The 20,784-nt window shown below is 39.8% G+C and carries 20 protein-coding genes, 3 tRNA genes and 2 pseudogenes; 12 read left to right on the top strand and 13 right to left on the bottom strand.

Annotated features, from left to right (window positions below):
• The first annotated feature begins 262 nt into the window (after positions 1 to 262).
• The gene (locus BCU68_RS07190) at positions 263 to 1,603 is read left to right on the top strand and encodes an MATE family efflux transporter (RefSeq protein WP_102564109.1); all 1,341 of its coding nucleotides are present in this window, start codon (positions 263 to 265) and stop codon (positions 1,601 to 1,603) included.
• Between the two features lie 74 nt (positions 1,604 to 1,677).
• Here BCU68_RS07190 and BCU68_RS07185 read toward each other — a convergent pair.
• From BCU68_RS07185 to BCU68_RS07175, 3 genes are all read right to left on the bottom strand, one after another.
• A tRNA-Cys gene (locus BCU68_RS07185) sits at positions 1,678 to 1,751 on the bottom strand.
• Between the two features lie 62 nt (positions 1,752 to 1,813).
• A tRNA-Leu gene (locus tag BCU68_RS07180) sits at positions 1,814 to 1,900 on the bottom strand.
• 195 nt (positions 1,901 to 2,095) lie between these two features.
• Positions 2,096 to 2,171 (bottom strand) — tRNA-Gly (locus BCU68_RS07175).
• Between the two features lie 272 nt (positions 2,172 to 2,443).
• On the opposite strand from BCU68_RS07175, the gene BCU68_RS07170 reads away from it, so the two are divergent.
• Positions 2,444 to 3,616 carry an HD-GYP domain-containing protein gene (locus BCU68_RS07170; protein WP_102564108.1) on the top strand — a complete coding sequence of 391 codons (1,173 nt, stop codon included), beginning with the start codon at positions 2,444 to 2,446 and terminating at the stop codon, positions 3,614 to 3,616.
• An 18-nt stretch (positions 3,617 to 3,634) separates the two neighbouring features.
• Here the strand turns inward: BCU68_RS07170 and BCU68_RS07165 are convergent, their stop codons facing one another.
• The 3 genes from BCU68_RS07165 to norR all read right to left on the bottom strand — a co-directional run bounded on the left by BCU68_RS07165 (position 3,635) and on the right by norR (position 8,163).
• A complete protein-coding gene (locus tag BCU68_RS07165; RefSeq protein ID WP_102564107.1) occupies positions 3,635 to 4,705 on the bottom strand; it encodes a hybrid-cluster NAD(P)-dependent oxidoreductase in 1,071 nt (356 codons plus the stop codon).
• A gap of 74 nt (positions 4,706 to 4,779) precedes the next feature.
• Entirely contained in the window at positions 4,780 to 6,441 is a 1,662-nt protein-coding gene (gene hcp / locus BCU68_RS07160; RefSeq protein ID WP_102564106.1) for a hydroxylamine reductase, read from the bottom strand.
• Positions 6,442 to 6,636: 195 nt separating this feature from the next.
• Positions 6,637 to 8,163 (bottom strand): nitric oxide reductase transcriptional regulator NorR, encoded by a 1,527-nt coding sequence (norR, locus tag BCU68_RS07155; protein ID WP_102564105.1) that lies wholly within the window; start codon positions 8,161 to 8,163, stop codon positions 6,637 to 6,639.
• A gap of 151 nt (positions 8,164 to 8,314) precedes the next feature.
• On the opposite strand from norR, the gene BCU68_RS07150 reads away from it, so the two are divergent.
• Positions 8,315 to 8,560, top strand: coding sequence for a hypothetical protein (locus tag BCU68_RS07150; protein WP_102564104.1), 246 nt, complete (start codon positions 8,315 to 8,317; stop codon positions 8,558 to 8,560).
• A gap of 180 nt (positions 8,561 to 8,740) precedes the next feature.
• Here the strand turns inward: BCU68_RS07150 and BCU68_RS07145 are convergent, their stop codons facing one another.
• Positions 8,741 to 10,150 carry a coniferyl aldehyde dehydrogenase gene (locus BCU68_RS07145; protein WP_102564103.1) on the bottom strand — a complete coding sequence of 470 codons (1,410 nt, stop codon included), beginning with the start codon at positions 10,148 to 10,150 and terminating at the stop codon, positions 8,741 to 8,743.
• Positions 10,151 to 10,303: 153 nt separating this feature from the next.
• On the opposite strand from BCU68_RS07145, the gene BCU68_RS07140 reads away from it, so the two are divergent.
• Together BCU68_RS07140 and BCU68_RS07135 are read left to right on the top strand one after the other, a co-directional pair.
• Entirely contained in the window at positions 10,304 to 10,978 is a 675-nt protein-coding gene (locus BCU68_RS07140) for a DUF2057 family protein (protein WP_102564102.1), read from the top strand.
• A 159-nt stretch (positions 10,979 to 11,137) separates the two neighbouring features.
• Positions 11,138 to 11,494: pseudogene (locus tag BCU68_RS07135) on the top strand (GTP-binding protein); the annotation flags it as partial.
• A gap of 82 nt (positions 11,495 to 11,576) precedes the next feature.
• On the opposite strand, the gene BCU68_RS07130 reads toward BCU68_RS07135, so the two are convergent.
• Complete coding sequence (locus BCU68_RS07130; protein WP_102564101.1) at positions 11,577 to 11,840, bottom strand: YgiT-type zinc finger protein; 264 nt, start codon at positions 11,838 to 11,840, stop codon at positions 11,577 to 11,579.
• A gap of 194 nt (positions 11,841 to 12,034) precedes the next feature.
• Entirely contained in the window at positions 12,035 to 12,730 is a 696-nt protein-coding gene (locus tag BCU68_RS07125) for a hypothetical protein (RefSeq protein WP_102564100.1), read from the bottom strand.
• A 120-nt stretch (positions 12,731 to 12,850) separates the two neighbouring features.
• Between BCU68_RS07125 and BCU68_RS07120 the strand changes: the two are divergent.
• A pseudogene (locus BCU68_RS07120) lies at positions 12,851 to 12,967 on the top strand (IS110 family transposase); the annotation flags it as partial.
• 337 nt (positions 12,968 to 13,304) lie between these two features.
• Here the strand turns inward: BCU68_RS07120 and BCU68_RS07115 are convergent.
• Positions 13,305 to 14,006 (bottom strand): hypothetical protein, encoded by a 702-nt coding sequence (locus tag BCU68_RS07115; protein WP_102564099.1) that lies wholly within the window; start codon positions 14,004 to 14,006, stop codon positions 13,305 to 13,307.
• A 41-nt stretch (positions 14,007 to 14,047) separates the two neighbouring features.
• On the opposite strand from BCU68_RS07115, the gene BCU68_RS07110 reads away from it, so the two are divergent.
• The 3 genes from BCU68_RS07110 (at position 14,048) to BCU68_RS07100 (ending at position 15,187) form a co-directional block, all read left to right on the top strand.
• The gene (locus BCU68_RS07110) at positions 14,048 to 14,227 is read left to right on the top strand and encodes a hypothetical protein (protein ID WP_102564098.1); all 180 of its coding nucleotides are present in this window, start codon (positions 14,048 to 14,050) and stop codon (positions 14,225 to 14,227) included.
• A 428-nt stretch (positions 14,228 to 14,655) separates the two neighbouring features.
• Positions 14,656 to 14,886, top strand: coding sequence for a hypothetical protein (locus BCU68_RS07105; RefSeq protein ID WP_102564097.1), 231 nt, complete (start codon positions 14,656 to 14,658; stop codon positions 14,884 to 14,886).
• Positions 14,861 to 15,187: a type II toxin-antitoxin system RelE/ParE family toxin gene (locus tag BCU68_RS07100; RefSeq protein WP_102564096.1), complete on the top strand. Its 327-nt coding sequence runs from the start codon at positions 14,861 to 14,863 to the stop codon at positions 15,185 to 15,187. Before BCU68_RS07105 ends, BCU68_RS07100 begins: the two co-directional genes overlap by 26 nt.
• Positions 15,188 to 15,387: 200 nt before the next feature.
• Here the strand turns inward: BCU68_RS07100 and BCU68_RS07095 are convergent, their stop codons facing one another.
• Both BCU68_RS07095 and BCU68_RS07090 read right to left on the bottom strand, forming a co-directional pair.
• Positions 15,388 to 16,008, bottom strand: coding sequence for a methyltransferase (locus BCU68_RS07095; RefSeq protein ID WP_157935178.1), 621 nt, complete (start codon positions 16,006 to 16,008; stop codon positions 15,388 to 15,390).
• 53 nt (positions 16,009 to 16,061) lie between these two features.
• On the bottom strand, positions 16,062 to 16,466 hold the full coding sequence (locus BCU68_RS07090; RefSeq protein WP_102564094.1) for a VOC family protein: 405 nt from the start codon (positions 16,464 to 16,466) through the stop codon (positions 16,062 to 16,064).
• A 221-nt stretch (positions 16,467 to 16,687) separates the two neighbouring features.
• Here BCU68_RS07090 and BCU68_RS07085 point away from each other — a divergent pair, with 221 nt between their 5' ends.
• The 3 genes from BCU68_RS07085 to BCU68_RS07075 all read left to right on the top strand — a co-directional run bounded on the left by BCU68_RS07085 (position 16,688) and on the right by BCU68_RS07075 (position 20,067).
• A complete protein-coding gene (locus BCU68_RS07085) occupies positions 16,688 to 18,238 on the top strand; it encodes a phospholipase D family protein (protein ID WP_198591700.1) in 1,551 nt (516 codons plus the stop codon).
• A gap of 120 nt (positions 18,239 to 18,358) precedes the next feature.
• A complete protein-coding gene (locus BCU68_RS07080; RefSeq protein WP_102564092.1) occupies positions 18,359 to 19,213 on the top strand; it encodes an ABC transporter ATP-binding protein in 855 nt (284 codons plus the stop codon).
• On the top strand, positions 19,213 to 20,067 hold the full coding sequence (locus BCU68_RS07075) for a hypothetical protein (RefSeq protein WP_102564091.1): 855 nt from the start codon (positions 19,213 to 19,215) through the stop codon (positions 20,065 to 20,067). Before BCU68_RS07080 ends, BCU68_RS07075 begins: the two co-directional genes overlap by 1 nt.
• A gap of 125 nt (positions 20,068 to 20,192) precedes the next feature.
• On the opposite strand, the gene BCU68_RS07070 is transcribed toward BCU68_RS07075, so the two are convergent.
• On the bottom strand, positions 20,193 to 20,777 hold the full coding sequence (locus BCU68_RS07070; protein WP_102564090.1) for a hypothetical protein: 585 nt from the start codon (positions 20,775 to 20,777) through the stop codon (positions 20,193 to 20,195).
• Positions 20,778 to 20,784 lie beyond the last annotated feature (7 nt).

Genomic DNA, 20,784 nt, shown 5'->3' with positions numbered 1-20,784 from the left:
ATAATACCTCTTTAACCTAAAAAAAAAGAAGCACTAATACACTATCTTACTTCTCTCGCTCGGCAGTGAAGCTTACATTATCAGAATTTAGCAGCTTAATGGCAAATGAATATCTTAGTAAATTCTGGTTTGATTTCCGCATGATGGGTTAATTTCACTTCTTTTCCACACAATCATTTTTTAATGCGTATACTTGCCATAATAAAATCTGTTTTTACATACCAAGCAAACCTTGTCTGCTATCTTTATCTAAAAGGTCATTATGTGCTCTTCATTTAATAATAAAGTACTTTTCCAACAATTAGTTAAAATGACTTGGCCAATGATGTTCGGTGTCTTATCACTGATGAGTTTTCAACTTGTCGATAGCGCCTTTATCGGTCAGTTAGGCGTATTACCACTCGCCGCACAAGGTTTTACACTCCCTATTCAAATGATCATTATTGGTACTCAAGTTGGGCTTGGTATTGCTACAACAGCGCTTATCGCAAGAGCTTTAGGGAGTAGCAATTACCTCTATAGCAAACAACTTGGCGGATTAATATTAACAATTGGCACACTGGGGATAGGTCTACTCTGTGGACTGATATGGCTACTTAGAGACCCTATTCTTAATTTATTAAGTGCACCGGATACTGTCTACCCTGTTATTGAGAGTTATTGGCCACTTTGGTTAGTCAGTGCATGGACTGGAGCCGTTTTATACTTCTATTACAGTATCTGCAGAGCCAATGGAAATACCATGCTTCCTGGCGTAATGATGGTCGTCACCAGCATCATCAATATGATACTTGACCCACTGTTTATCTTTACTATGGATCTCGGCATTAATGGTGCTGCGCTTGCCACGATTGTCTCATTTGGTTTGGGCATTTTAGTCGTTGCCCCTAAAGTAGTGCAGCGAAATTGGGTTAGCTTTCAGTGGCAAGATCTTAACATTATTCAAAGTTTACGCTCACTTGCTAACATCATGGGACCGGCCATGATTAGCCAATTACTTCCCCCTCTTTCATCCATGCTGGCGACTAAGCTATTGGCAACCTATGGCACTGCTGCTGTCGCGGCTTGGGCACTCGGTTCACGTTTTGAATTCTTCTCTATTGTGGTGGTGTTAGCCTTAACTATGTCAATGCCACCGATGATTGGGCGCTTGCTTGGTGCAGGAAAGATTGAAGAAATACGCAGGTTAGTTGTCATAGCTTGCCAATTTATTATGGCATTTCAACTGATTGTTGCCATCGCTAGTTTTTTACTCTCAGCGCAACTTGCTGATCTCATGACGAGCGATAAACAAGTTGAAGATATATTAAATTGGCACCTGATGATCGTACCACTGAGTCTCGGGCCACTAGGGATTTGCATGTTAATGGTATCGGTCTCAAATGCATTGGCAAAAGCTTACACAGCACTACTCATTTCTGCATTACGCCTGTTTGTCTTTTTCTTACCTTGCCTAAGCTTAGGGGCTTATATAGCTGGAATTCATGGACTCTTTGTGGGCGTTTTGGTCGGTAATATTTTAGCGGGGTTATGTGCTTGGTTTATTTACTCACGTATTATCAATCAGATACTGCATGAGGCAAATACCAATCAAAGCACGTAGATAGTCTGAGATTGCGCAGAAAAGCAGACACAAAAAAGCCTAACATTTCTGTTAGGCTTTTTTGTGTCGAATAATGGAGGCGCCTCCCGGAGTCGAACCGAGGTCCACGGATTTGCAATCCGCTGCATAGCCACTCTGCCAAGGCGCCTTCGATGAGTGTTTTAAGAGAACTACTCTGCTGATTCCTACCAAAAGTAGCAATCAAATAGATGGTGCCCCGGGCCGGACTTGAACCGGCACAGCGCGAACGCCGAGGGATTTTAAATCCCTTGTGTCTACCAATTCCACCACCAGGGCACGCAATACTTTGCGATGCGCCAACTGAAAAGTTAAACACCATCTTTGTCTTATCGCGTTAGCAATAAGATTTTAATTTACAGTGACACACGAGGTTCCCGAATCTCGAGAAGCTAGGCGTGACCTCAATATTAGCAAGGTGACTCTAACTTTACCTGTATCCACTTATCTTACGATAAATCATAAGACTTAATTTGGAGCGACACACGAGGTTCGAACTCGTGACCTCAACCTTGGCAAGGTTGCGCTCTACCAGCTGAGCTAGTGTCGCATTCAAATTCTCATTCAATGAAGTAAACATTTAAAACGTCTTCTCCGTGAGAACGAGGTGTACTTTAACGGATTAAAAAAATGAGTCAACAAAAAAATGTACTTTTAAATTCAAGCGATTGAAAAGCATACGCAAAAGCACAAATAACACACAAAACAAAGAGTAGCTATGCGAATTTTTCACAAAAAATACATTTTTCTAATAATTTTATATACGAATAGAATAAAAAAATGAATACTACCCGTCTAGTCATTATCAAAGGCATAGGATAGATGCTTCAAGAAGTAAACTGTTCCGATCTTGAGGTTGGAATGTATATTGTTAATATTCACCAACAAAATCATTCATTCCGATTAAAGAGTGCAGACTGGATCAAAACTAAAGCGACTATTCAAAACCTAATTAGCAACGATGTTATTAGTGTTATCGTCGATACAAGTAAAAGAAAGTACACCAAAGCGGTTAATCCCATTAAAAACCTGCAGCATAAAAGTGCGTTAGAAGATTTCACCTCAGCAAATCGTATTTTTACTGAATCAAAGAATATGCAACACAAACTGTTTAGCAGTATTCAGCAGGGTCTGCCTATTAATATTGATTTAGTGAAAAATGTCACCGATAAATCAATTGATCTGCTATTTAAGAACCCTAATGCTATTAGCTGCATGCTTAATATGCGTAATAAAGATCATTACTTATTAGAGCACTCTATTGGTGTTGCTATTTTAACGGCTATGTTTGCCCGCTACCTTAAGCTTAATAAAGATGTTATTCAGCATATGACCATAGGTGCAATATTGCACGATGTCGGTAAAGTAGATACACCTGATAATATATTACATAAACCAGCACGACTCACTAGTGCTGAGTTCGATATCATGAAGCAGCATATTACTCACTCTATTACTTACCTTAACAAGATGAAAGGTCTATCAAAGTTGTCATTGAGCACTGCCTCTTTGCATCATGAAAAACTAAATGGTACTGGCTATCCACACGGGTTATCTGGTGACGCAATACCATTGAATGGGCGAATTATCGCGATCTGTGATGTCTTTGATGCACTAACAGCCGCACGTTGCTACAAGCAAGGAATGACGCACACACAAGCTTTTATTATCATTCGAAAAATGGCGGCGGCTGGTGAACTGGATGAAAACTTAGTAAAGAAGTTTATTGATTGTATGGGGGCTTACCCTATTGGATCTATTGTCGAGCTTAGTTCAGATAAATTAGCGCTTGTCGATACACGAAATCAAGAAAGCTCTACTAGGCCAAAGGTTTATCAGTTCTATGATTTAACCACTAGAAAGTATTGCCCAGTGAGCTATCTCAACTTAGCCGATGCACATAACATCGAGATCGTTAAATGCATCCGCGTAGAAGAATATGGGATTAACTTTCAGAAATCGATTGAGTATATTAATAAAAATAAACCTAGCTAATAACCCGAATCTTTTAGATTAATTAATATTAACTTCAACATCACTTTTAATTTGACTAGAACAAGCTAATACATAGCCATTTTCTATCTCTTCTGCACTCAAGGTCTCTTGGCTTGTTGTCGTAACCGTGCCACTTTTCACTTTACACTTACAAGATCCGCAAATACCACTTCGACAAGCGGCAATAATAGGTACGCCACCTTTTTCCAAAGCATCGATTAAACTGCTATCAGGTTCAACCTCAACAACGGCAGAGAATTCAGGTACGGAAACTGTAACGGTTTGCTTTGAATCTTCACGGCTTACCTCTGTGCTGGCAGCGCTAGAATCAGACTGTTCAACGGGGGTGAAACTTTCTTGATAAAAGCGCGCCATGTTAAAATCTATATTCTGTAAGTAGCTCTCAACATCGTGCATAAAGCCTGTCGGTCCACACAAAAATACAGTGCTGCTATCAAGGGTTGAGCATAATCTCACTAACCAATCTTGATCTAATCGTCCTTGCGGATAATCCGATTGCTGAGCATTCTTTACTAATAATTTCAGGTTAAAATTAGTGTGTGTTTTAGCGAGATTTTCTAATTCAGCAAAGTAGATAGTTTCACTCACTGAACGAGATTGATGCACAAAGGTAATATCAACATTTGCAGCATGCTCTAGCCAGTGTTTCGCCATTGCCATAACAGGCGTTATTCCACAACCGGCACTGATTAAAACGACTTTAGCGCTATCACCACTGACTTTATCTAAAGCACAATCAATACTATTAAACGATCCCGTTGGCTTTAGTGCTGTAACAATATCGCCACTTTTAAGGCTATCAATGATAAAGTTTGAAACCTTACCACCAGCGACACGCTTAATCGTGAGTTTTAATACGCTTTCCATCGGCAAAGAACTGATCGAATAGGCGCGATATTCCATCTTCCCTGCGACTTCAACACCCAATGAAACAAACTGACCTGGCTTAAAATCAAATACTTTCGCTTGATCTAATGCTTTAAATTCAATACTGACGGTATCTTCGGTTTCAAACCATTTATTACAACAAACTAGCTCAATAGAACCGCTATTAGCCCATGCATTCATATAAAGAGAACCTTAAAAAATAAGCCCCTGTAAAATACAGAGGCTTGTTATTTGATGAAAAAATTACTAATAAATTACGCAGATAAAATCGTTTTCAGATCTTGCTCTGGTGTAGAGATAGAGCGCATATCAAACTCTTTCTGCATGATATTTAACAAATTTTCAGTTAAAAATGCAGGAGCCGTAGGGCCGGTATAAATGCCTTTAACACCTAGTGCAAATAACGTCAGTAGAATAACGATCGCTTTTTGTTCGAACCAAGAAAGTACCAGAGTTAATGGCAATTCGTTAATCCCACAATCAAACTCTTTAGATAGCGCTAAAGCCAGTTGAATCGCTGAATATGCATCATTACATTGACCTACATCGAGCAAGCGTGGAATACCATTAATATCGCCAAACTGGTTTTTATTAAAGCGGAATTTACCACAGGCTAATGTCAAAATAACGCTGTCTTCTGGTGCTTGAGCAGTAAAATCTGTGTAGTAGCTACGTTCAGATTTATCACCATCACAACCGCCAACCAAGAAAAAGTGCTTAATGTTGCCTTCTTTCACTTGTTCAACCACAGCTGGCGCTGCAGCCATTAACGCATTACGACCAAAACCAACCGTAATCATTTGCTCAATTTCATTGTGTTTGAAACCGTCTTGCGCTAATGCACATGCAATCACTGCGCTAAAATCATCACCTTCAAGATGAGCAACACCAGGCCAGCCGACAATACTGCGCGTAAATAAGCGATCTGCATAATGACCAACATCAGGGTTTAATAAACAGTTTGATGTCATGACGATAGCACCAGGGAAATTAGCAAACTCTTTTTGCTGATTCTGCCAAGCACTGCCGTAGTTACCAGCTAGGTGTGGGTATTTTTTCAATTCAGGGTAAGCGTGCGCTGGTAGCATTTCGCCATTGGTATAAACGTTGATACCAAGCCCTTCCGTTTGTTGCAGTATTTTCTCTAAATCATGTAGATCATGACCTGAAACCAAAATACAGTGGCCAGATTTCGTTTTTACGTTAACCGTAGTTGGTTCAGGGTGACCGAAAGTATCTGTCTCGCCTTTATCCAGCATTTCCATGATTTTGTAGTTCATTAAGCCAATTTGCATTGAGGTATCAAGCAGTAACTTAAGATCTGTAGGATCAGTACCCAGCAAGGACATAATTTGGTGGTATTCACCTTGTACCGCTTCATCGGTTTGACCAAGAACGCGGGCATGCTCCATGTAAGCAGCTGCACCTTTTAAGCCGTATAAACAAAGTAAACGCAAGCCAATAACATCTTCATGTAGAGTATCATGTCCACGGTTTACTGCCGCTTCTGGAGCTAACGCCAGTAATGCTTCAAGATCGGTTGGTAGGTCAAACTGCGCAGCAGCAGAAAGGGTAGGAATCGCAACATCGGCAATCAATGCAGCAGCACGAACTTGTTGCTCTAATTGCTGTTTATATTGGTTTGATTGTTGAGTAAATTCAACGATTCGTTGTGGGTCAAAGTTAACGTTGGTTAACGTAGCAAAAAACGCTCTTGGTGCCCACTCGTCGATCTCTGCATTAATCACACCGCATTGACGACCTAGTTCAGCCCAAAATGAAACGCCTTGCAAAGAGTAAACCAGTACATCTTGTAAGTCCGAAACATCCGAAGTTTTACCACACATGCCTTGAGAAAATGAGCAGCCTTTTACCGCTGGGGTTTGAATTGTTTGCTCACATTGAATACAGAACATTATTTGGGCTCCAAAAATAAAATAGGTTACCGAGGGTTGAGTCATCTCGGAAATTAAATACTATTTTTATCTTTGCATCTTCCATGCCAAAACTTAAAGCGCTGATTTATAACAATTTAATTTTCAAAGCATCAATAACAAGTCGTCTATACAACAACAAGCGGGTGTCATATAGACAACATTAGGCATTCTCGCCTACTTTAAGCCTAATTTTTTCCCCATTCGGTGTAAATTCCCTCTATCCATCTGCAAAAAATCAGCCGCTTTAGACCAGACGCCTTGGTTTTGCTCTAAGGCATGTTGAATCAAATTCACTTGAAAAACTTCAACAGCCTCACGCATCGCCACAGGTTGAGCTGTAAATTGGGTCTGCTTTGTGGTTGTATCTGGCTTTTCATCAAAGCCAAAGTGATGATTTTGAATAATATGTTCTTTTCTTTGAATAGCTTTAAGCCCAGCTCTCATCAAAGTATGTTCTAGCTCTCTGACATTACCAAGCCAAGGTTGACGATCTAGCACATCTAATGACTTAGGATGAATATGCAAATTATCAATGTTAAATTGACTACGAACTTTCTCCAGCAGGTAGCCCGCTAAGACTGGAATGTCCCCCTCTCGGTGGCGGAGCGCTGGTACAAAAATAGGAAAGACATTCAAGCGATGATAAAGATCAGCTCTAAAACGCCCCTCTGCAACTTCCTGCTCCAAATTACGGTTTGTCGCTGCAATGATGCGAACATCGACTAATAAATTCTTATCTGCCCCAACTCGCTGCACTTCACCTTGCTGGATCACGCGCAGTAACTTAGCTTGTAGTAGCAATGGAAGTTCGCCAATTTCATCTAAGAAAATAGTCCCTGTATCAGCCAGTTCAAACTTACCCGCTCGATGACTTGTCGCCCCAGTAAATGCGCCTTTCACATGACCAAACAACTCACTTTCCGCAATAGATTCCGGTAAAGCGGCACAGTTTACATACACCATAGGTTTATCACTACGCTGAGATTTTTCATGCAGGCTATGGGCAACCAACTCTTTACCCGTCCCCGTTTCACCACTAATTAATACCGCATAATTTGAAGGGGCAACCATCTCAATGCTTTCGCGTAGCCTTTCTATTTGCGGGCTAATACCGATGAGTTGACCATTTTTATGCCTTGCTTGCTCGATAAGTAATTGGTTAATCGATTTCTGCTGTTGGTTATTCTTTTGCAGCCCTTCAAATAGAGCAATATTACGTAAAGTGGCCGCCGCTAATGCTGCAAAAGTTTCAATAATGATAGGGTCGATGCGATCAAAAGCCCCAACATCCAGTGCATCTAACGTTAACAAGCCAACCAGTTTATCTTCAACATACAAACTGCAACCCATACAGTCGTGAACATCAATATGCTCATCAGGATTAGACAGTAATAAACCATCAAAAGGATCGGGCAATGCACAATCAGCACTAAATCTCACTGGTGCTTTACTGTCTAAGATGGCTTTTAAGCGCGGATGCGTGGTCGGGAAAAAACGACGACCTAATACTGTTTGCGATAAACCATTTAAGGCGACAGGCTTTAAGAAACCTTCGTTATCGAGCACAAAAAGCGCACAAGCATCACAAGGTAGTACTTGGTTAAGTGAATCGAGTAACTTTTGATAATGCTGACCTTGCGATAAATCAGAGCTTAAATTAAGCGCAATTTGCAGTAGAACGGTTTCAATAGATTGCTTCATGGTGGTCTATCCTTACAGGCGTAATATTATAAACGTACCACTAGGTAGTCATAATGACAACTTAATCACTTTATAAACGCTTATTTTCATTTATTCATGTTCGATTCATCTTGCCTTGTTATGATGGAGAGGAATTAAAAGAGGTGACTAAATGAAAAAAGTATTCGTATCAATCTTTGCATTAATGGCCGGTTTTATGGCTCTTGTAACAAGTTTATTCCTTGCTATCCCACTCGCTATTGCAGCGGTTATCACAGGGAAACGCATTCAAAAGCAAATGAATCAACAAGGTTTTACTTCAGCTTATGCGACAGCTGGTAGCACACAAAACCAAAGTAATACTCACCGATCTCATGTCATTGAAGGTGAGTTTGAAGATCTCTCAAATCAACGTTAAATGCCCGCTCACTCATACACCAAGCTGGTAACGTAGTCAGAGAAGGTTAACTATTTCGGTATTATGCTCCCCCCAGTTGTCATAATACGCACTGCTCCGCCCTATAGCGATACGACCGTTATAGGGCTTTTTTATCTTTTCACTTTTTATCTCTCGTAAAGTCTCAAGCATACAATGAGACTAGCGTAGGAAAAGACGTTTGAGCATTTTCATCATTGTATGGCGACGCTTTGTCATCCAATGCGCTCTAGGTAGCCATCCTGGTGTATGGAGCAAGGTTCGTGAATGGCTAAACGTTTTAAACCCTTCAAAGCCATGATAAGCCCCCATACCTGACTCACCAATACCACCAAAAGGAGCATCATCGGCTGCTACATGAAGTAATGTATCATTAAAAACAATACCACCACTTTGAGTCTCAGCTAACACCTGCTGCTGCACCTGTTTGTCATTACTCATCAAGTACAGTGCCAACGGATGAGGTTTAGAGGCAATATACTCCATCGCTTCATCAATCGTTTGATAGGTCTTAAGTGGTAAAATAGGGCCAAATATCTCTTCTTTCATCACTTGCATATCATCACTGACATCCGTTAGAAGATGAACCAGCATCTTCGTACCTTCTTGAACACTCTCTGCTTCTGTCACCGTATGTATTTGCGCGCCCTTTTCTTGAGCATCGTCTAAATAACCTTGTAAACGCTGATGCTGGGCTGAATTAATAATATGACTAACCTGCCAACCCTTTTTCTTGGAATAGAAAGCACTTTTAAAACGTTGTAAATATAAAGCGATAAAGTCATCTTGCATCGCTTGAGGCAACAATACGTAATCTGGAGCGACACAAATTTGTCCAGCATTAATCGATTTACCAAGCAATATGGCATCAACGGCTTTGGTCATATCCGCATCTGGAGCAATAATCACCGGCGATTTACCCCCCAACTCAAGGGTCACAGGCGTTAGATTTTTAGCGGCTTCTTGCGCGACAAGGCGACCAATCGTTGTCGATCCGGTAAAGAGGAGATGATCAAAAGGTAAATGGCTAAATGCAGCGGCCACCTCGCCTTCCCCCTCAACAATGACAACTTGCTGAGACAGCGGCTCAAATAGTGTCTTAATAACTTGATTGGTTGCTGGCGTATGTTCACTCAACTTGACCATGACCCGATTACCCGCAGCTAACGCAGTCACTATCGGGGCTAAACATAACACGATAGGAAAGTTCCACGGCACAATCACACCAACCACTCCTAAAGGCTGATAGTGCACTTTCAATTTAGAAGGCGATAACAACAACCCAGCAGAACGCTTTTGACCTTTTACCCAGCGAGGCAGTTGTTTCACTGTATAATCAAGGTGGTTAACAGCAGGTAAAACATCACAAATCAACGAGTCAAACTCACTACGAAAACCATAATCTTGTGATAGCGCGGTGACACACGCCTGTTGAGCCGCGAGTAAACGTTGCTTCAGCGATGTTAATATCTCCACTCTTTCAACAAGGGTTAAGCGAGCACCATTTTGCTCTTTTTTCAGATCTTGAAACTGCGTGTTAAGACAAACAGAATCGGTGGAAGTCGCTGTCATATAAACCTCATTTTCAATAAATTAAGACCATGCCTTCGTACTTGATTAATTTTTACCTTAAATTTTCAATCTTAAGTGCGTCTATAGTTGCAATCTATAACATTCAAAGGCAAGCTCCAACTATACAGTGAATACTCTCTAGGACATTAATAGATGAATGTTATAAAACCGTTGTCATGCCTTCTTGCTATCACTCTTAGCCACACAGCTTTTGCTGATGTTACTTTAAACATACCAGCAAATGTGGACGTGTTAGCGATTAACGCTGAAAAACCTGAGCTTTCTGGTGGCTTTTTCTCAACCAAAAAAGAAGCCGTATTACCAAATGGGGAAAATCAGATTGTTTTTCGCTATAGCCCTTATTTTGAGCAAGGAGACGGTCGAGTAAATGTTGACAGCAAAGCGATTATTACAACATTTACCGCGAGTAATACAACGCTCGATTTTGAAATGCCACGCTATCGTAATATTCAGGATGCAAAAAAGAATATTGATCCATTAGACTGGAAGCTTATCGAAAAAAGTGGTCAAACCGTTACCGTGCTGCAAGATACCCTAGTGAAAGATGGCTTACAGCTTGGTCGTGACTACCCTCAAGAAGCGGTCACTTATAATGCTACTGGCGGTGTCGCAGCTTTAGGGGTCAACATGAAACCAGTGACACTTCCAGCAACAACGGCTGCGACCTCATCACTTGCCACCAGCACGCCAGCAGTAACTCAAGCTCAACCGGCTGCATCAGGCACAGAAGAAGAGATGCTTCATTTTTGGTACAGCAAAGCGGATGCGGAAACAAAAGCTCGCTTCAAAGCATTCATTAACCAATAATAAGTCGTTGCTCTATAACATAATGAAATAGCTAATATAACGAATTAACCAATGACTCAATAGGCTGCCCTTCAATAGGGCAGCCTTTTTTCACGTTTATTTACTCGCCTTTCAAAGGTAAGTCTCGCTTCAACTGCAGCTTGTATCGACTTCAGCACTGCTAAGCTGCATAAAAACCTTGATGTCGTTTTTGTTGAAAGTGGCGGTGACAACCTAAGCGCAACTTTCAGCCCTGAACTGGCTGACTTAACGATTTATGTGATTGATGTGGCTGAAGGTGAAAAGATCCCTCGTAAAGGCGGACCTGGCATTACTCGTTCGGACTTGCTTGTTATCAACAAAATTGATTTAGCCCCTTACGTTGGTGCATCATTAGAAGTGATGGAGCAAGACACGAAAAGAATGCGTAAGACCAAGCCTTATGTGTTCACCAACCTTAAAGAGAGTGTTGGTCTAGATACCATCATCGACTTTATTTTAACGCAAGGCATGCTTGAATTTCACACCGATAAGTAAGCCAGTATTGGCTTCGGTGGGATAAAGAGCGGTATTTCAACGGCACTATTTCGATAGTGCCGTTTAGTTTTTGAACCAAAAGCTACCACTTTGAGTAATCAATGTATTGATACAGTGGTCGATCTATTTCTAGCTCACCTTCAAGTTTTTCTCCGCAATAAGGACAATGAATTATAGGCACTTTTATTTTCTCAATTAATTCTCCAACCATTTCTAAGTAATGATTTGACTCCAGATCTTCTTCCGTTGCTTCTTTATATAAAGAGAGTGTCCATGTCGATTCTTCCTTATATATTGCAATACTATTCTTACTTATTAAAAATTGACACGAGTGTTTTCCGTCCATATTTCATACCGATACTATAAAGCTTTACCAACATAAAAGGTCAAGATAAACGCTTTAGAATTGAAGGTGATGCGCCCACCATGCAAGATCGCACAATTTACTAATATTAAATGGCTTCGGGCTTGTTCAACACCTGGAATTAAGTGTTGGCTACACAGCACTTAATCCTTGTTTGTTAACAGTATGCTTTCACCTTACTTCTCAATGAATAAATGAATATCTACTGAGGAGCTTAGTGAAGACTTTTTGCGTCGATACTCATTGATAGCATGATCGCTATTGGTTTTATCTTTTGGCGGAACAGGAATATCCGGTAACTCTTGAACCAGATATTTGCACTCTTTAGCAACTAAGTTGCGATCATTTAGATCGCAGATATTGTCCATTAACTTTGATAGCTCATCTTGAGCATCATCAATTTTTTCAACAATGTCGGAAGCAAGCATAGCACCGTTGGCACCACTTTTTATTCTTCCTAGTTGATTCAAAATTTTATGAACAGAACCAATTATTCCAGTCCTTGCCTCTACTCGAATAACATCATGATGTTTTGCTTTGGTTTGATACAGAGACTCCGAAATGATTGCATCTGACAACCATTTAGCATCCGAGTGTAGTAATTGAAGACCTTCTCTAAAGTCTTTGTATGAGCTAATGCCTTGTAGTAGAAGCATTAACGTACCAATTACCGTAACTCGTGCTCTAATTGAACCTTCTTCAAACTCAATGTTTACATCAAGTCCATCAGATAAGAAGAACTCTGTACGACTAAGCGCAAACGCTCTTAGGTTTTCTTTGAACGCTTCAAGCTGTTCTTCAGTTTCAATTCCCGTTGGCTCCACGTGAATATAAGCCTGACTCAGAATGTTTTTATTTATGTAATCAGCCACGAAAATCCCTCAATACTGTTAGACATAATGACCCCCACGAGGTGCTAGCCTCCATTTTCGTGAGTTAGCTTGACGCCAGAGCCATACTTAGTGTGCAAACAACTAAACCTGGAGGCTCACATGAATAACGATACCATAATTTTCATTGGCTTAGATACACACAAATCCTTTATTCAGGTCGCAACTTTACAAGATAATCGTGGCGCACAACCCATACATTTTGGTCGTATTAAATCGGCTCGGGGGTTAGAGCAAAGGCAACTCGTACGTATCCGTGTTACCAGCATGAGATGGCTTGCATGGGAATAACTCAACGAGGTAGTCGATAAGCAAGCATAATGAGGATAATGGCTGGAGTGGAGTTAAAGCGATAAAGACTGCATATAAAGAAAGGTAAACAAATAACAGATTGATAAGATAACTGTCGTAATCTTATCTCAATCTCACTCGCCTTGAAAAAAGTATCAAGGCGATGCACTCACTATACAAGATCACACAATTTAAATTACAGGCTCTTGGGCTTGTTCAACACCTGGAATTTAGTGTTGGCTACGCAACACTTAATCCTTGTTTATTATTTTTTTATTGCCAACCATAGATTTTGAATTGTTTCGACATCCAGTTTTATCAAAGTAAATATTATAGCTGTAGAGCCCAGAAAATAAGGCCCCCAAAGATCAAGGTTTTCTCTATATTTTAATAATGCTTCCAAACGGTACCTCGATTCATACCAATAAAGTACGAAAAAGCTCCATCGAGTCCACTCTTCATTATATCTATTTAATGGGATATCCTCGTCTAAGAACTCTCTACCTTCTTCGTTATGATATTCCTTTTGGTAGACAATTTTGCGTTTCAAAAAACCGTCAGTTTCGTACTTGGCGGCTTGTAGCCCTGGTTCATCACCACCAAAAAGATCAATTCCATATCTAAGCAAACCAGATATTTCTTCAGTGTGGTGGTTAAATCTAAATATTTTATAGTCAGACATCATTCTTTCAGCCATAAGTTTGAATAGCTCTTGATGATATTCATGTGCATAGCTGTAATAACGAACCATCAAAACGACAACAGCTAAGAGCAAAAATACACTCAACCCACTTTGATTAGTAAACTCAATTTTAAAAATAAATGTATTAGCTTCTTTAAAGACTGCACCAGTAAATTGTATAACAAGAAGTAATAATGACAGTGTAACGAGCATTCTACGCTTGGAAACTAATCCAGCATTACCATCTAGCCTTTCTCGAAAGGCTAGTAATGATTTATTGTTCATCGTTTTCTCTATAGCTAATTTAACATTATATTGTTACGCATATGCATAGAACTTTTTCCGTACCAATTTACCACCAGCATCCATTTGATAATGAAGGCAAGCAAAATGCGCATGCTCACTTTGTTTTTCTCTTATGTCACCAAAGCAATGCCTCTACCTACTATGCCTACTCTCGTTATCTTGATGTTGGCCAAACAGAAGCATCATCGCTCATTTTATAAACAACACTTTACCAACTTAAATTTCCAAGATAAATGCTGCAAAACCAGCAATGCCTATTTCGTGCTGTATGTCAAATTTATTAGTCATTTAACTGTGACTTCACACATTAAACAGCATCAGTTTGAAAAATAATCGGAGCGTATTCGTGTTGCTGGAATGAACCTAAAGGGAAAAGACCACAATGGAGAGTGGTAAACAGATAACGGATGGATAAAATTGCTGTCGTAACCTTAGCTTAGCCTCACTCGCCTTGAGAAAAGTATCAAGGCGATGCACCCACCATACAAGATCGCATAATTTACTAATAAGTGGCATCGGGATTGTTCAACACTCAATCCTTGATTATTAAGTAAAATTTATCTCAATTGACCAATGCAACAATTTGTCGCATAATTACACAATTATATTTCTACAAAGGTAACTCATTATGGCTACTAGCGTCCGACTCGATGATAACTTTGTGAGTCAAGCAAAGGTTCATGCAGAAGCTGAGAATCGCTCTGTTCCAAAACAAATTGAATACTGGGCTAAGATTGGGCAAATCATGATTGATAACCCTGACTTACCATATGAATTTGTAAAAGAATCTCTACTTGCCAATCAAGAAGTTAAACAAGGTCTTACTAAGCGTTATGAGCGAAGAACAAAGAAACATTGATATCTACGAATCTCGACGCTTTGAGAAAGCATTAGCCAAACTCCCTGAGAGTTTACTCATTATCGTTGAAGATGAGATTGAAAGAATTATTGAAGACCCTGAGATTGGTGAACTTAAAAAAGGTGACCTTTCCCATATGCGGGTTCACAAATTTCAACTCAATAACCAACTAGCACTCTTAGGTTATTCTTGGGTTGAAAATAAGCTAGAGATTTACTTGCTGCATTTAGATTCACATGAAAATTTCTACCAAAAATTGAAGAATAAACGTAAAACAGACCTGAAATTCATCCAATCTTAATTCTGGCGCTGGATAATGCTTTTTACCTAACATTATATTATTATGCATGCACATCGGTATTTTTCCCGCACTAACTCACCACCAGCAACAAACTGACTTTTAAGATAAACAAAACAGATACCTGATTGATAAGATTACTATCGTATCCTTATCTCTGTTTTGCTCACCTGAAGAAAAGTATCAAGGTGCTTAATACTTGTTTATTTACATTTAGTTGCTACAAACAAAAACAGCGGATACGGCACTTCTTTACCTTCAAAGTTTTCTTGCCATATTTCATAATACTGTTCTATTTTTTCAATCTTAAACCCAACACTTTCAGCTATATTAGACAATGCAATAACATCGAAGCCATTGTGACCATCAAAGGACTGATTGTGTTTATGAAAAGATCCATCTTCTTTATATAAATCAGCGATTATTAGAGAGCCTTTTTGTTCTAATAAATTATAAGCATCAATAAAAAAATCTTTAACACTGTTTATGTGATGTAGTGTCATCAATGTCACAATCGCAGAATGTCTCGAAGCTAAGTCAGATAGTCCAGTGACATAATGAGTTTCAACATTTGTTATTTTAGATGTGGCTAATTTACTACGAGCAACTTTTAGCATTTCGTTTGACGAGTCAGCAAGGTGAATCTGTGCAAATGTATCTTTTAGCTGTACGCCAAGTAACCCTGTGCCGCAGCCAAAATCAATACAACTATTAAATGAAGAAAATGGAATCTCTTTGATTTTTTTAGCCGTTATCTTGGCTCGTTCAATTTTCAGTGTATTTGAATCCCAATTATCCGCTACGCTATCAAAATAATTAGTCATAATATTTCCTTGTATACACCTATAGATAAACGTCGCTGACATATAACATTATATTACTGCGCAGGCGCATCGGCAATTTGCTCATAAATCTCTAGTGGAAGACCATCAGGATCATTAAAAAATGTAAACTTCCTGTCGGTAAATTCATCGACCCTAATTGCTTCAACTTCAATGCCTTTTGATACCAGGTAATCACACGCATCCTCTACTGAAGCAACGTTAAATGCTAAATGTCTTAAGCCTAGCGCTTCTGGTGAGCTTGGTCTTTTAGGCGGATTTGGGAAAGAGAATAATTCTAACTGACCACCATCTGGTAATTTAAGGTCAAGTTTATAAGATTGTCTCGATTCTCGGTAATTCTCAGCGATCACTGTTAAGCCAAGTATTGATGTATAGAATTGCTTCGATTTTTCATAGTCCGAACAAATTATTGCAACGTGATGTATCGAGTTAAACATTGGACTCTCCTTGTCATATAACAGCTTACTCTGCGAATAAAAGTAGTTGGTAAAAATAACGACATATTATTTAGGATAATCTCTTTGATTTCTATTTTTTATCCCTGCATTCTAATATCGTTGATCTTTCTAAAACATGAAAAATAGAGCTAATCACTTCCTCTTTCTGTCATTTTGACTAGACTCATAACTTAGCCAACTCATTGATTAAGGATACTACTTTGTCTAAGTCGTTACTTGCTATCTTCTTCTGTTGTTGTTTACTTTCTGCGTGTGCCAGTTTACCTCAAAATACAACATCACCAAGCAGTGCGATATATCAATCAGAACAAAGCTACCTAAGTCATGCCGTAAAAGATCAGCGTCAACGACTAGGGTTAACCGATAGCGAAACCTTACTGACCTTACTTGATACTGGTGTTGACTCCTTTGTAACACGTATCGCTTTAATCAACGATGCTCAAGAGAGTATCGACTTACAATACTACCTTTTTCATTCTGATTTAAGTGGTGGTCTAATTACCGCAGCGCTTTGGAAAGCCGCTGAGCGAGGTGTGCGTATTCGCGTCTTAGTTGATGATATTGACCTAGATGGTAAAGATATTGAAATGGAAAAGTTTAATGCCCATCCCAATGTTGAAGTGCGCATATTCAACCCTTTTGTTCGTGGGGAAAGCCGTATAAGCCAATATGTCACCGGCTTAGGAAAAGTGACTCGCCGCATGCACAATAAATCCTTTTCCGTTGACGGCAGTGTGGCTATTTTAGGTGGCCGTAACTTGGCAGATGAATATTTCAGTGCTTCTGAAGAGGTCTCTTTTGGTGATTTAGATGTTGCTTTCACGGGAGAGTCAGTCAAAGAAGTGCAGCAAGCTTTCGACTTATATTGGAATAACGATCTCAGTTTCAACATTGAGCTGCTTACCGATTATCGACCTCAGCCTAATGATCTAGAGTTAGTGTCTCAACAAATTGATGCGTTTATTATTAAAAACCAAAACTCACTTTATATGCAAGCGGCGAATGATGACGATCTCGTTGAAAGAATTAATAACGATCAAAGCAACCTATATGTAGGTCAAACGGTTGTTCTTTACGATAACCCTTTAAAAATCATCTCTTCTCATGATAAGCAGCAATATAACCTCGCGCCTCAATTACAACCTTATGTTGACGCGACCAATGAAGAGCTAATTATTGTATCGCCTTACTTTGTCCCTGGAAAAGAAGGGGTAGCTCTCTTTCAAGCCATTGTTGACCGCGGTGTTAAAGTGAAAATATTAACCAACTCGATGATGTCTAATGATGTCACGGTTGTCCATGCCGGTTACTCAAAGTATCGCAAAGCCCTGTTAAAAATGGGCGTGGAATTACATGAAATAGATAGCCAAAGACTCGGTGACTTGGTCAAAAAATCTCACAAAAAGCGCTCATCAAAAGCCTCTAAACTTAGCCTTCATGCTAAATACTACATCATGGATCGCGATACGGCATTCATAGGGTCATTTAACCTTGATCCTCGTTCCCGCAATGAAAATACTGAGATAGGTATTCTGACTAAATCCGACACTCTCGGTCAATTTCTAGCGGAAGAGTTCGACAGAAAAATTGATACCCTTGCCTTTAAATTAACGCTAGAGGATGGTGATATCATTTGGACTAAAATGATTGATGGTAAGACGATTCGATACACGAAAGAACCATACAGTAGTTGGTGGGATCGTACTCAAAACACATTAATCAAAATCTTACCAATGGAGTCGCAACTTTAAGGCTGCATACTGAGATACCAAGAATAATTCATTGGTATTATAGCTAATTGTTTACATTACTATTAGGCTAACTACACTCTCTAAAAAGTAATCATCGCAACAATCAAGAAAGGGTGAATAATGACGCCATTAATTAATATCCAACAGCTTTCCAAGCACTATGGCCAACATTCGGCACTCAGCAACATTAACCTTGAACTGTACTCCGGTCAGATACTGGGATTACTCGGTCATAACGGCGCGGGCAAATCGACGCTGATCAACGCTATTTTAGGCTCGTATCCGTATCAAGGCACTATTGATATCGATGGATTAAATCCAATTAAACACCACACGGCTGTCATGGAGAAGTTAGCCTATATTTCGGATGTGAATGTCTTACCCGATTGGATGAGTGTTAAGCAGTTACTCAAATACACCGCAGGCGTTCACCCAGGCTTTAACCCAACTAAAGCAAAAGAGACCCTCAGCCACACGCAAGTGAAACTCAACAGTAAAATTGGAGCGCTATCTAAAGGGATGAAAGTGCAATTGCATCTCGCTATTGTTATTGCCACCAATACACAAATTTTGATCCTTGATGAACCAACGTTAGGGCTAGATTTGCTCTACCGTGATGCCTTTTATCAACATTTACTGCGTTGGTTTCATGAAGGCGAAAGAGCGTTAATTATTGCAAGTCATGAAGTAGCTGAAATTGAGCATTTACTTACGGATGTATTGATCCTAAAGCAAGGTCAGCAAGTGCTACAAAAAAGCATGGATGATATTGAACAAGATTACTTTATCCTCGAGGCACCAAAAGAGCACAGTGACGCGATAAAAGCCTTTCAACCCCTTTCCCACAGCCAAACGTTAACCAGCGTCAAGTGGCTACTAGCAACGCCATACCAAACTCAAGCGGGTTCATTAGGCACAATCCATAAGGCAACGTTAGCCGAGATTTTTATTGCCTTACAGAAGGAGGGAGAATAATGCACTCTAGTTTCTATATGATTGAGAAAGAGCTCATTGAGCATAAAATGGTAACGCGAGTTCCTTTATTTGTACTGGTTTGTGGCGGGCTACTGTTTATCAGTTTGATCATGAATAACGGTTCACTGGATAACTTTTCTTATCAAGTGGAAGTCAGCGGTGATATGGATATTATGCCTCTTGATTTAGGTAAGAATATCAACTGGGCACTCACCTCCATTATCGGCATACTTTCAATGGCCTTAACGAGTCTCTACCTGCCTAGAACTTTACGTAAAGAGCGCCAAGATGGAACCAGCATGTTTTGGCGCAGTATGCCGGTATCTTATTCATTAACTCATGCGGTTAAGTTAGGTTTTGGCTTATTGGTTATTCCTTTAATCTGCTCCCTGCTTATATTGATCGCCAATGCTGCCCTGTGGCTTGCGAATATAACCAGTGGTGATTCATCGCTTTTATTTAGCCACCAAAGTAGCCTTGCGGTTGTGATGACCAACTGGTTTATGTTTATTATCAAAACGTGGGAAGTGTCAGTGGCTTTGCTACCGCTGGCATGTATTGCCTTAATGTTATCTCAGCTTGTGACGTCACCAATTTTAACGATGGTACTTATCGGTTATGCAGCAAAGTGGCTAAGCGTTGGGTTATTTGGCTACCAAGGTGTGAGTGAGTTTTTATCCACAGTTCTATCACTGCCCTACCAAACGCTCACGACGGGCTTGTTCACGAGTTTCTCTCAAGCCAGCATCATGCATGTCATTATCTACTTTGCTTTAGGTGCTTGTGCTTTGGTGGCTAGCATCTCTTTATATAAAACCGCTAGCCCATCATGGAAAAGTTTGTTTGATCGCTAACTGCGCGATCAGTAAACCAGATAAGCGTCTTGCATAGCGTAGAATTGAAACAGAAAAAAGGGTCGGATACGCTTTCTCGTTAAAAGCATGTCCGACCCTTTTTATTGAAGTGCTGGTATTTTTTACTAAGCGATCACTGTGTTTAACGTTTGATCTCTTAGCTGTAAAAGATGCAAAATGGCTTCTGCATGCTGAGGGTAACCGCTAAATTTAGCGCAAACGTCAGCGTTCATTAGCATCAGATCGTCACTTAATTCCCAATATAGCGTTGTGGTATATAACATCGCCATCAGTGGTTTATAAACTTGGAATTCATACGCCATTGCAAGTTCATCAAGCGTTTGTGCACGTTCATCTTCTGTTTTAATCGCATCTGCAATTAACTGAGTCGCGTTACGATACGCATCACTTTCCGCTAACGTATCCATAATCGGGCGGTTATTTTCTGCTTGCTCTGTCAGGTTGTTTTTAATGATCGACAACCAGTGCTCTTTGCTTAATTCACTTTCATCAAGGTTGGCAAAGTCTTGCTTAATTTTCTTCTCAATAACGCGTTGCGCTTTTTTTAATGCTGAGCGAACCGTTTGAAAAGGAAGCAGAAATTCTCTTGATAATTCAACAATCTGAAGGTGAAATCCACCACCTGGTAAGTGAAGATTACCTTTTAAGGTCGCCATTGCGTTTTCTTGTTCTTGAGTCAACTCACTCATAAATAAG

This window comes from Vibrio sp. 10N.286.49.B3, assembly GCF_002873395.1.
Lineage (GTDB): Bacteria > Pseudomonadota > Gammaproteobacteria > Enterobacterales > Vibrionaceae > Vibrio.
Note: the sequence above shows the minus strand (reverse complement) of the source record. Positions and strands in the feature narration are given on the sequence as shown.

Coding starts and splice junctions, on each gene's coding strand:
- BCU68_RS07190 (WP_102564109.1), top strand. CDS start 263: ATGTGCTCTTCATTTAATAATAAAGTACTTTTCCAACAATTAGTTAAA.
- BCU68_RS07075 (WP_102564091.1), top strand. CDS start 19,213: ATGCACTCTAGTTTCTATATGATTGAGAAAGAGCTCATTGAGCATAAA.
- BCU68_RS07140 (WP_102564102.1), top strand. CDS start 10,304: ATGAATGTTATAAAACCGTTGTCATGCCTTCTTGCTATCACTCTTAGC.
- BCU68_RS07165 (WP_102564107.1), bottom strand. CDS start 4,705: ATGAATGCATGGGCTAATAGCGGTTCTATTGAGCTAGTTTGTTGTAAT.
- BCU68_RS07130 (WP_102564101.1), bottom strand. CDS start 11,840: ATGGACGGAAAACACTCGTGTCAATTTTTAATAAGTAAGAATAGTATT.
- hcp (WP_102564106.1), bottom strand. CDS start 6,441: ATGTTCTGTATTCAATGTGAGCAAACAATTCAAACCCCAGCGGTAAAA.
- norR (WP_102564105.1), bottom strand. CDS start 8,163: ATGAAGCAATCTATTGAAACCGTTCTACTGCAAATTGCGCTTAATTTA.
- BCU68_RS07115 (WP_102564099.1), bottom strand. CDS start 14,006: ATGAACAATAAATCATTACTAGCCTTTCGAGAAAGGCTAGATGGTAAT.
- BCU68_RS07100 (WP_102564096.1), top strand. CDS start 14,861: ATGAGCGAAGAACAAAGAAACATTGATATCTACGAATCTCGACGCTTT.
- BCU68_RS07080 (WP_102564092.1), top strand. CDS start 18,359: ATGACGCCATTAATTAATATCCAACAGCTTTCCAAGCACTATGGCCAA.
- BCU68_RS07170 (WP_102564108.1), top strand. CDS start 2,444: ATGCTTCAAGAAGTAAACTGTTCCGATCTTGAGGTTGGAATGTATATT.
- BCU68_RS07070 (WP_102564090.1), bottom strand. CDS start 20,777: ATGAGTGAGTTGACTCAAGAACAAGAAAACGCAATGGCGACCTTAAAA.
- BCU68_RS07145 (WP_102564103.1), bottom strand. CDS start 10,150: ATGACAGCGACTTCCACCGATTCTGTTTGTCTTAACACGCAGTTTCAA.
- BCU68_RS07110 (WP_102564098.1), top strand. CDS start 14,048: ATGCATAGAACTTTTTCCGTACCAATTTACCACCAGCATCCATTTGAT.
- BCU68_RS07090 (WP_102564094.1), bottom strand. CDS start 16,466: ATGTTTAACTCGATACATCACGTTGCAATAATTTGTTCGGACTATGAA.
- BCU68_RS07150 (WP_102564104.1), top strand. CDS start 8,315: ATGAAAAAAGTATTCGTATCAATCTTTGCATTAATGGCCGGTTTTATG.
- BCU68_RS07105 (WP_102564097.1), top strand. CDS start 14,656: ATGGCTACTAGCGTCCGACTCGATGATAACTTTGTGAGTCAAGCAAAG.
- BCU68_RS07095 (WP_157935178.1), bottom strand. CDS start 16,008: ATGACTAATTATTTTGATAGCGTAGCGGATAATTGGGATTCAAATACA.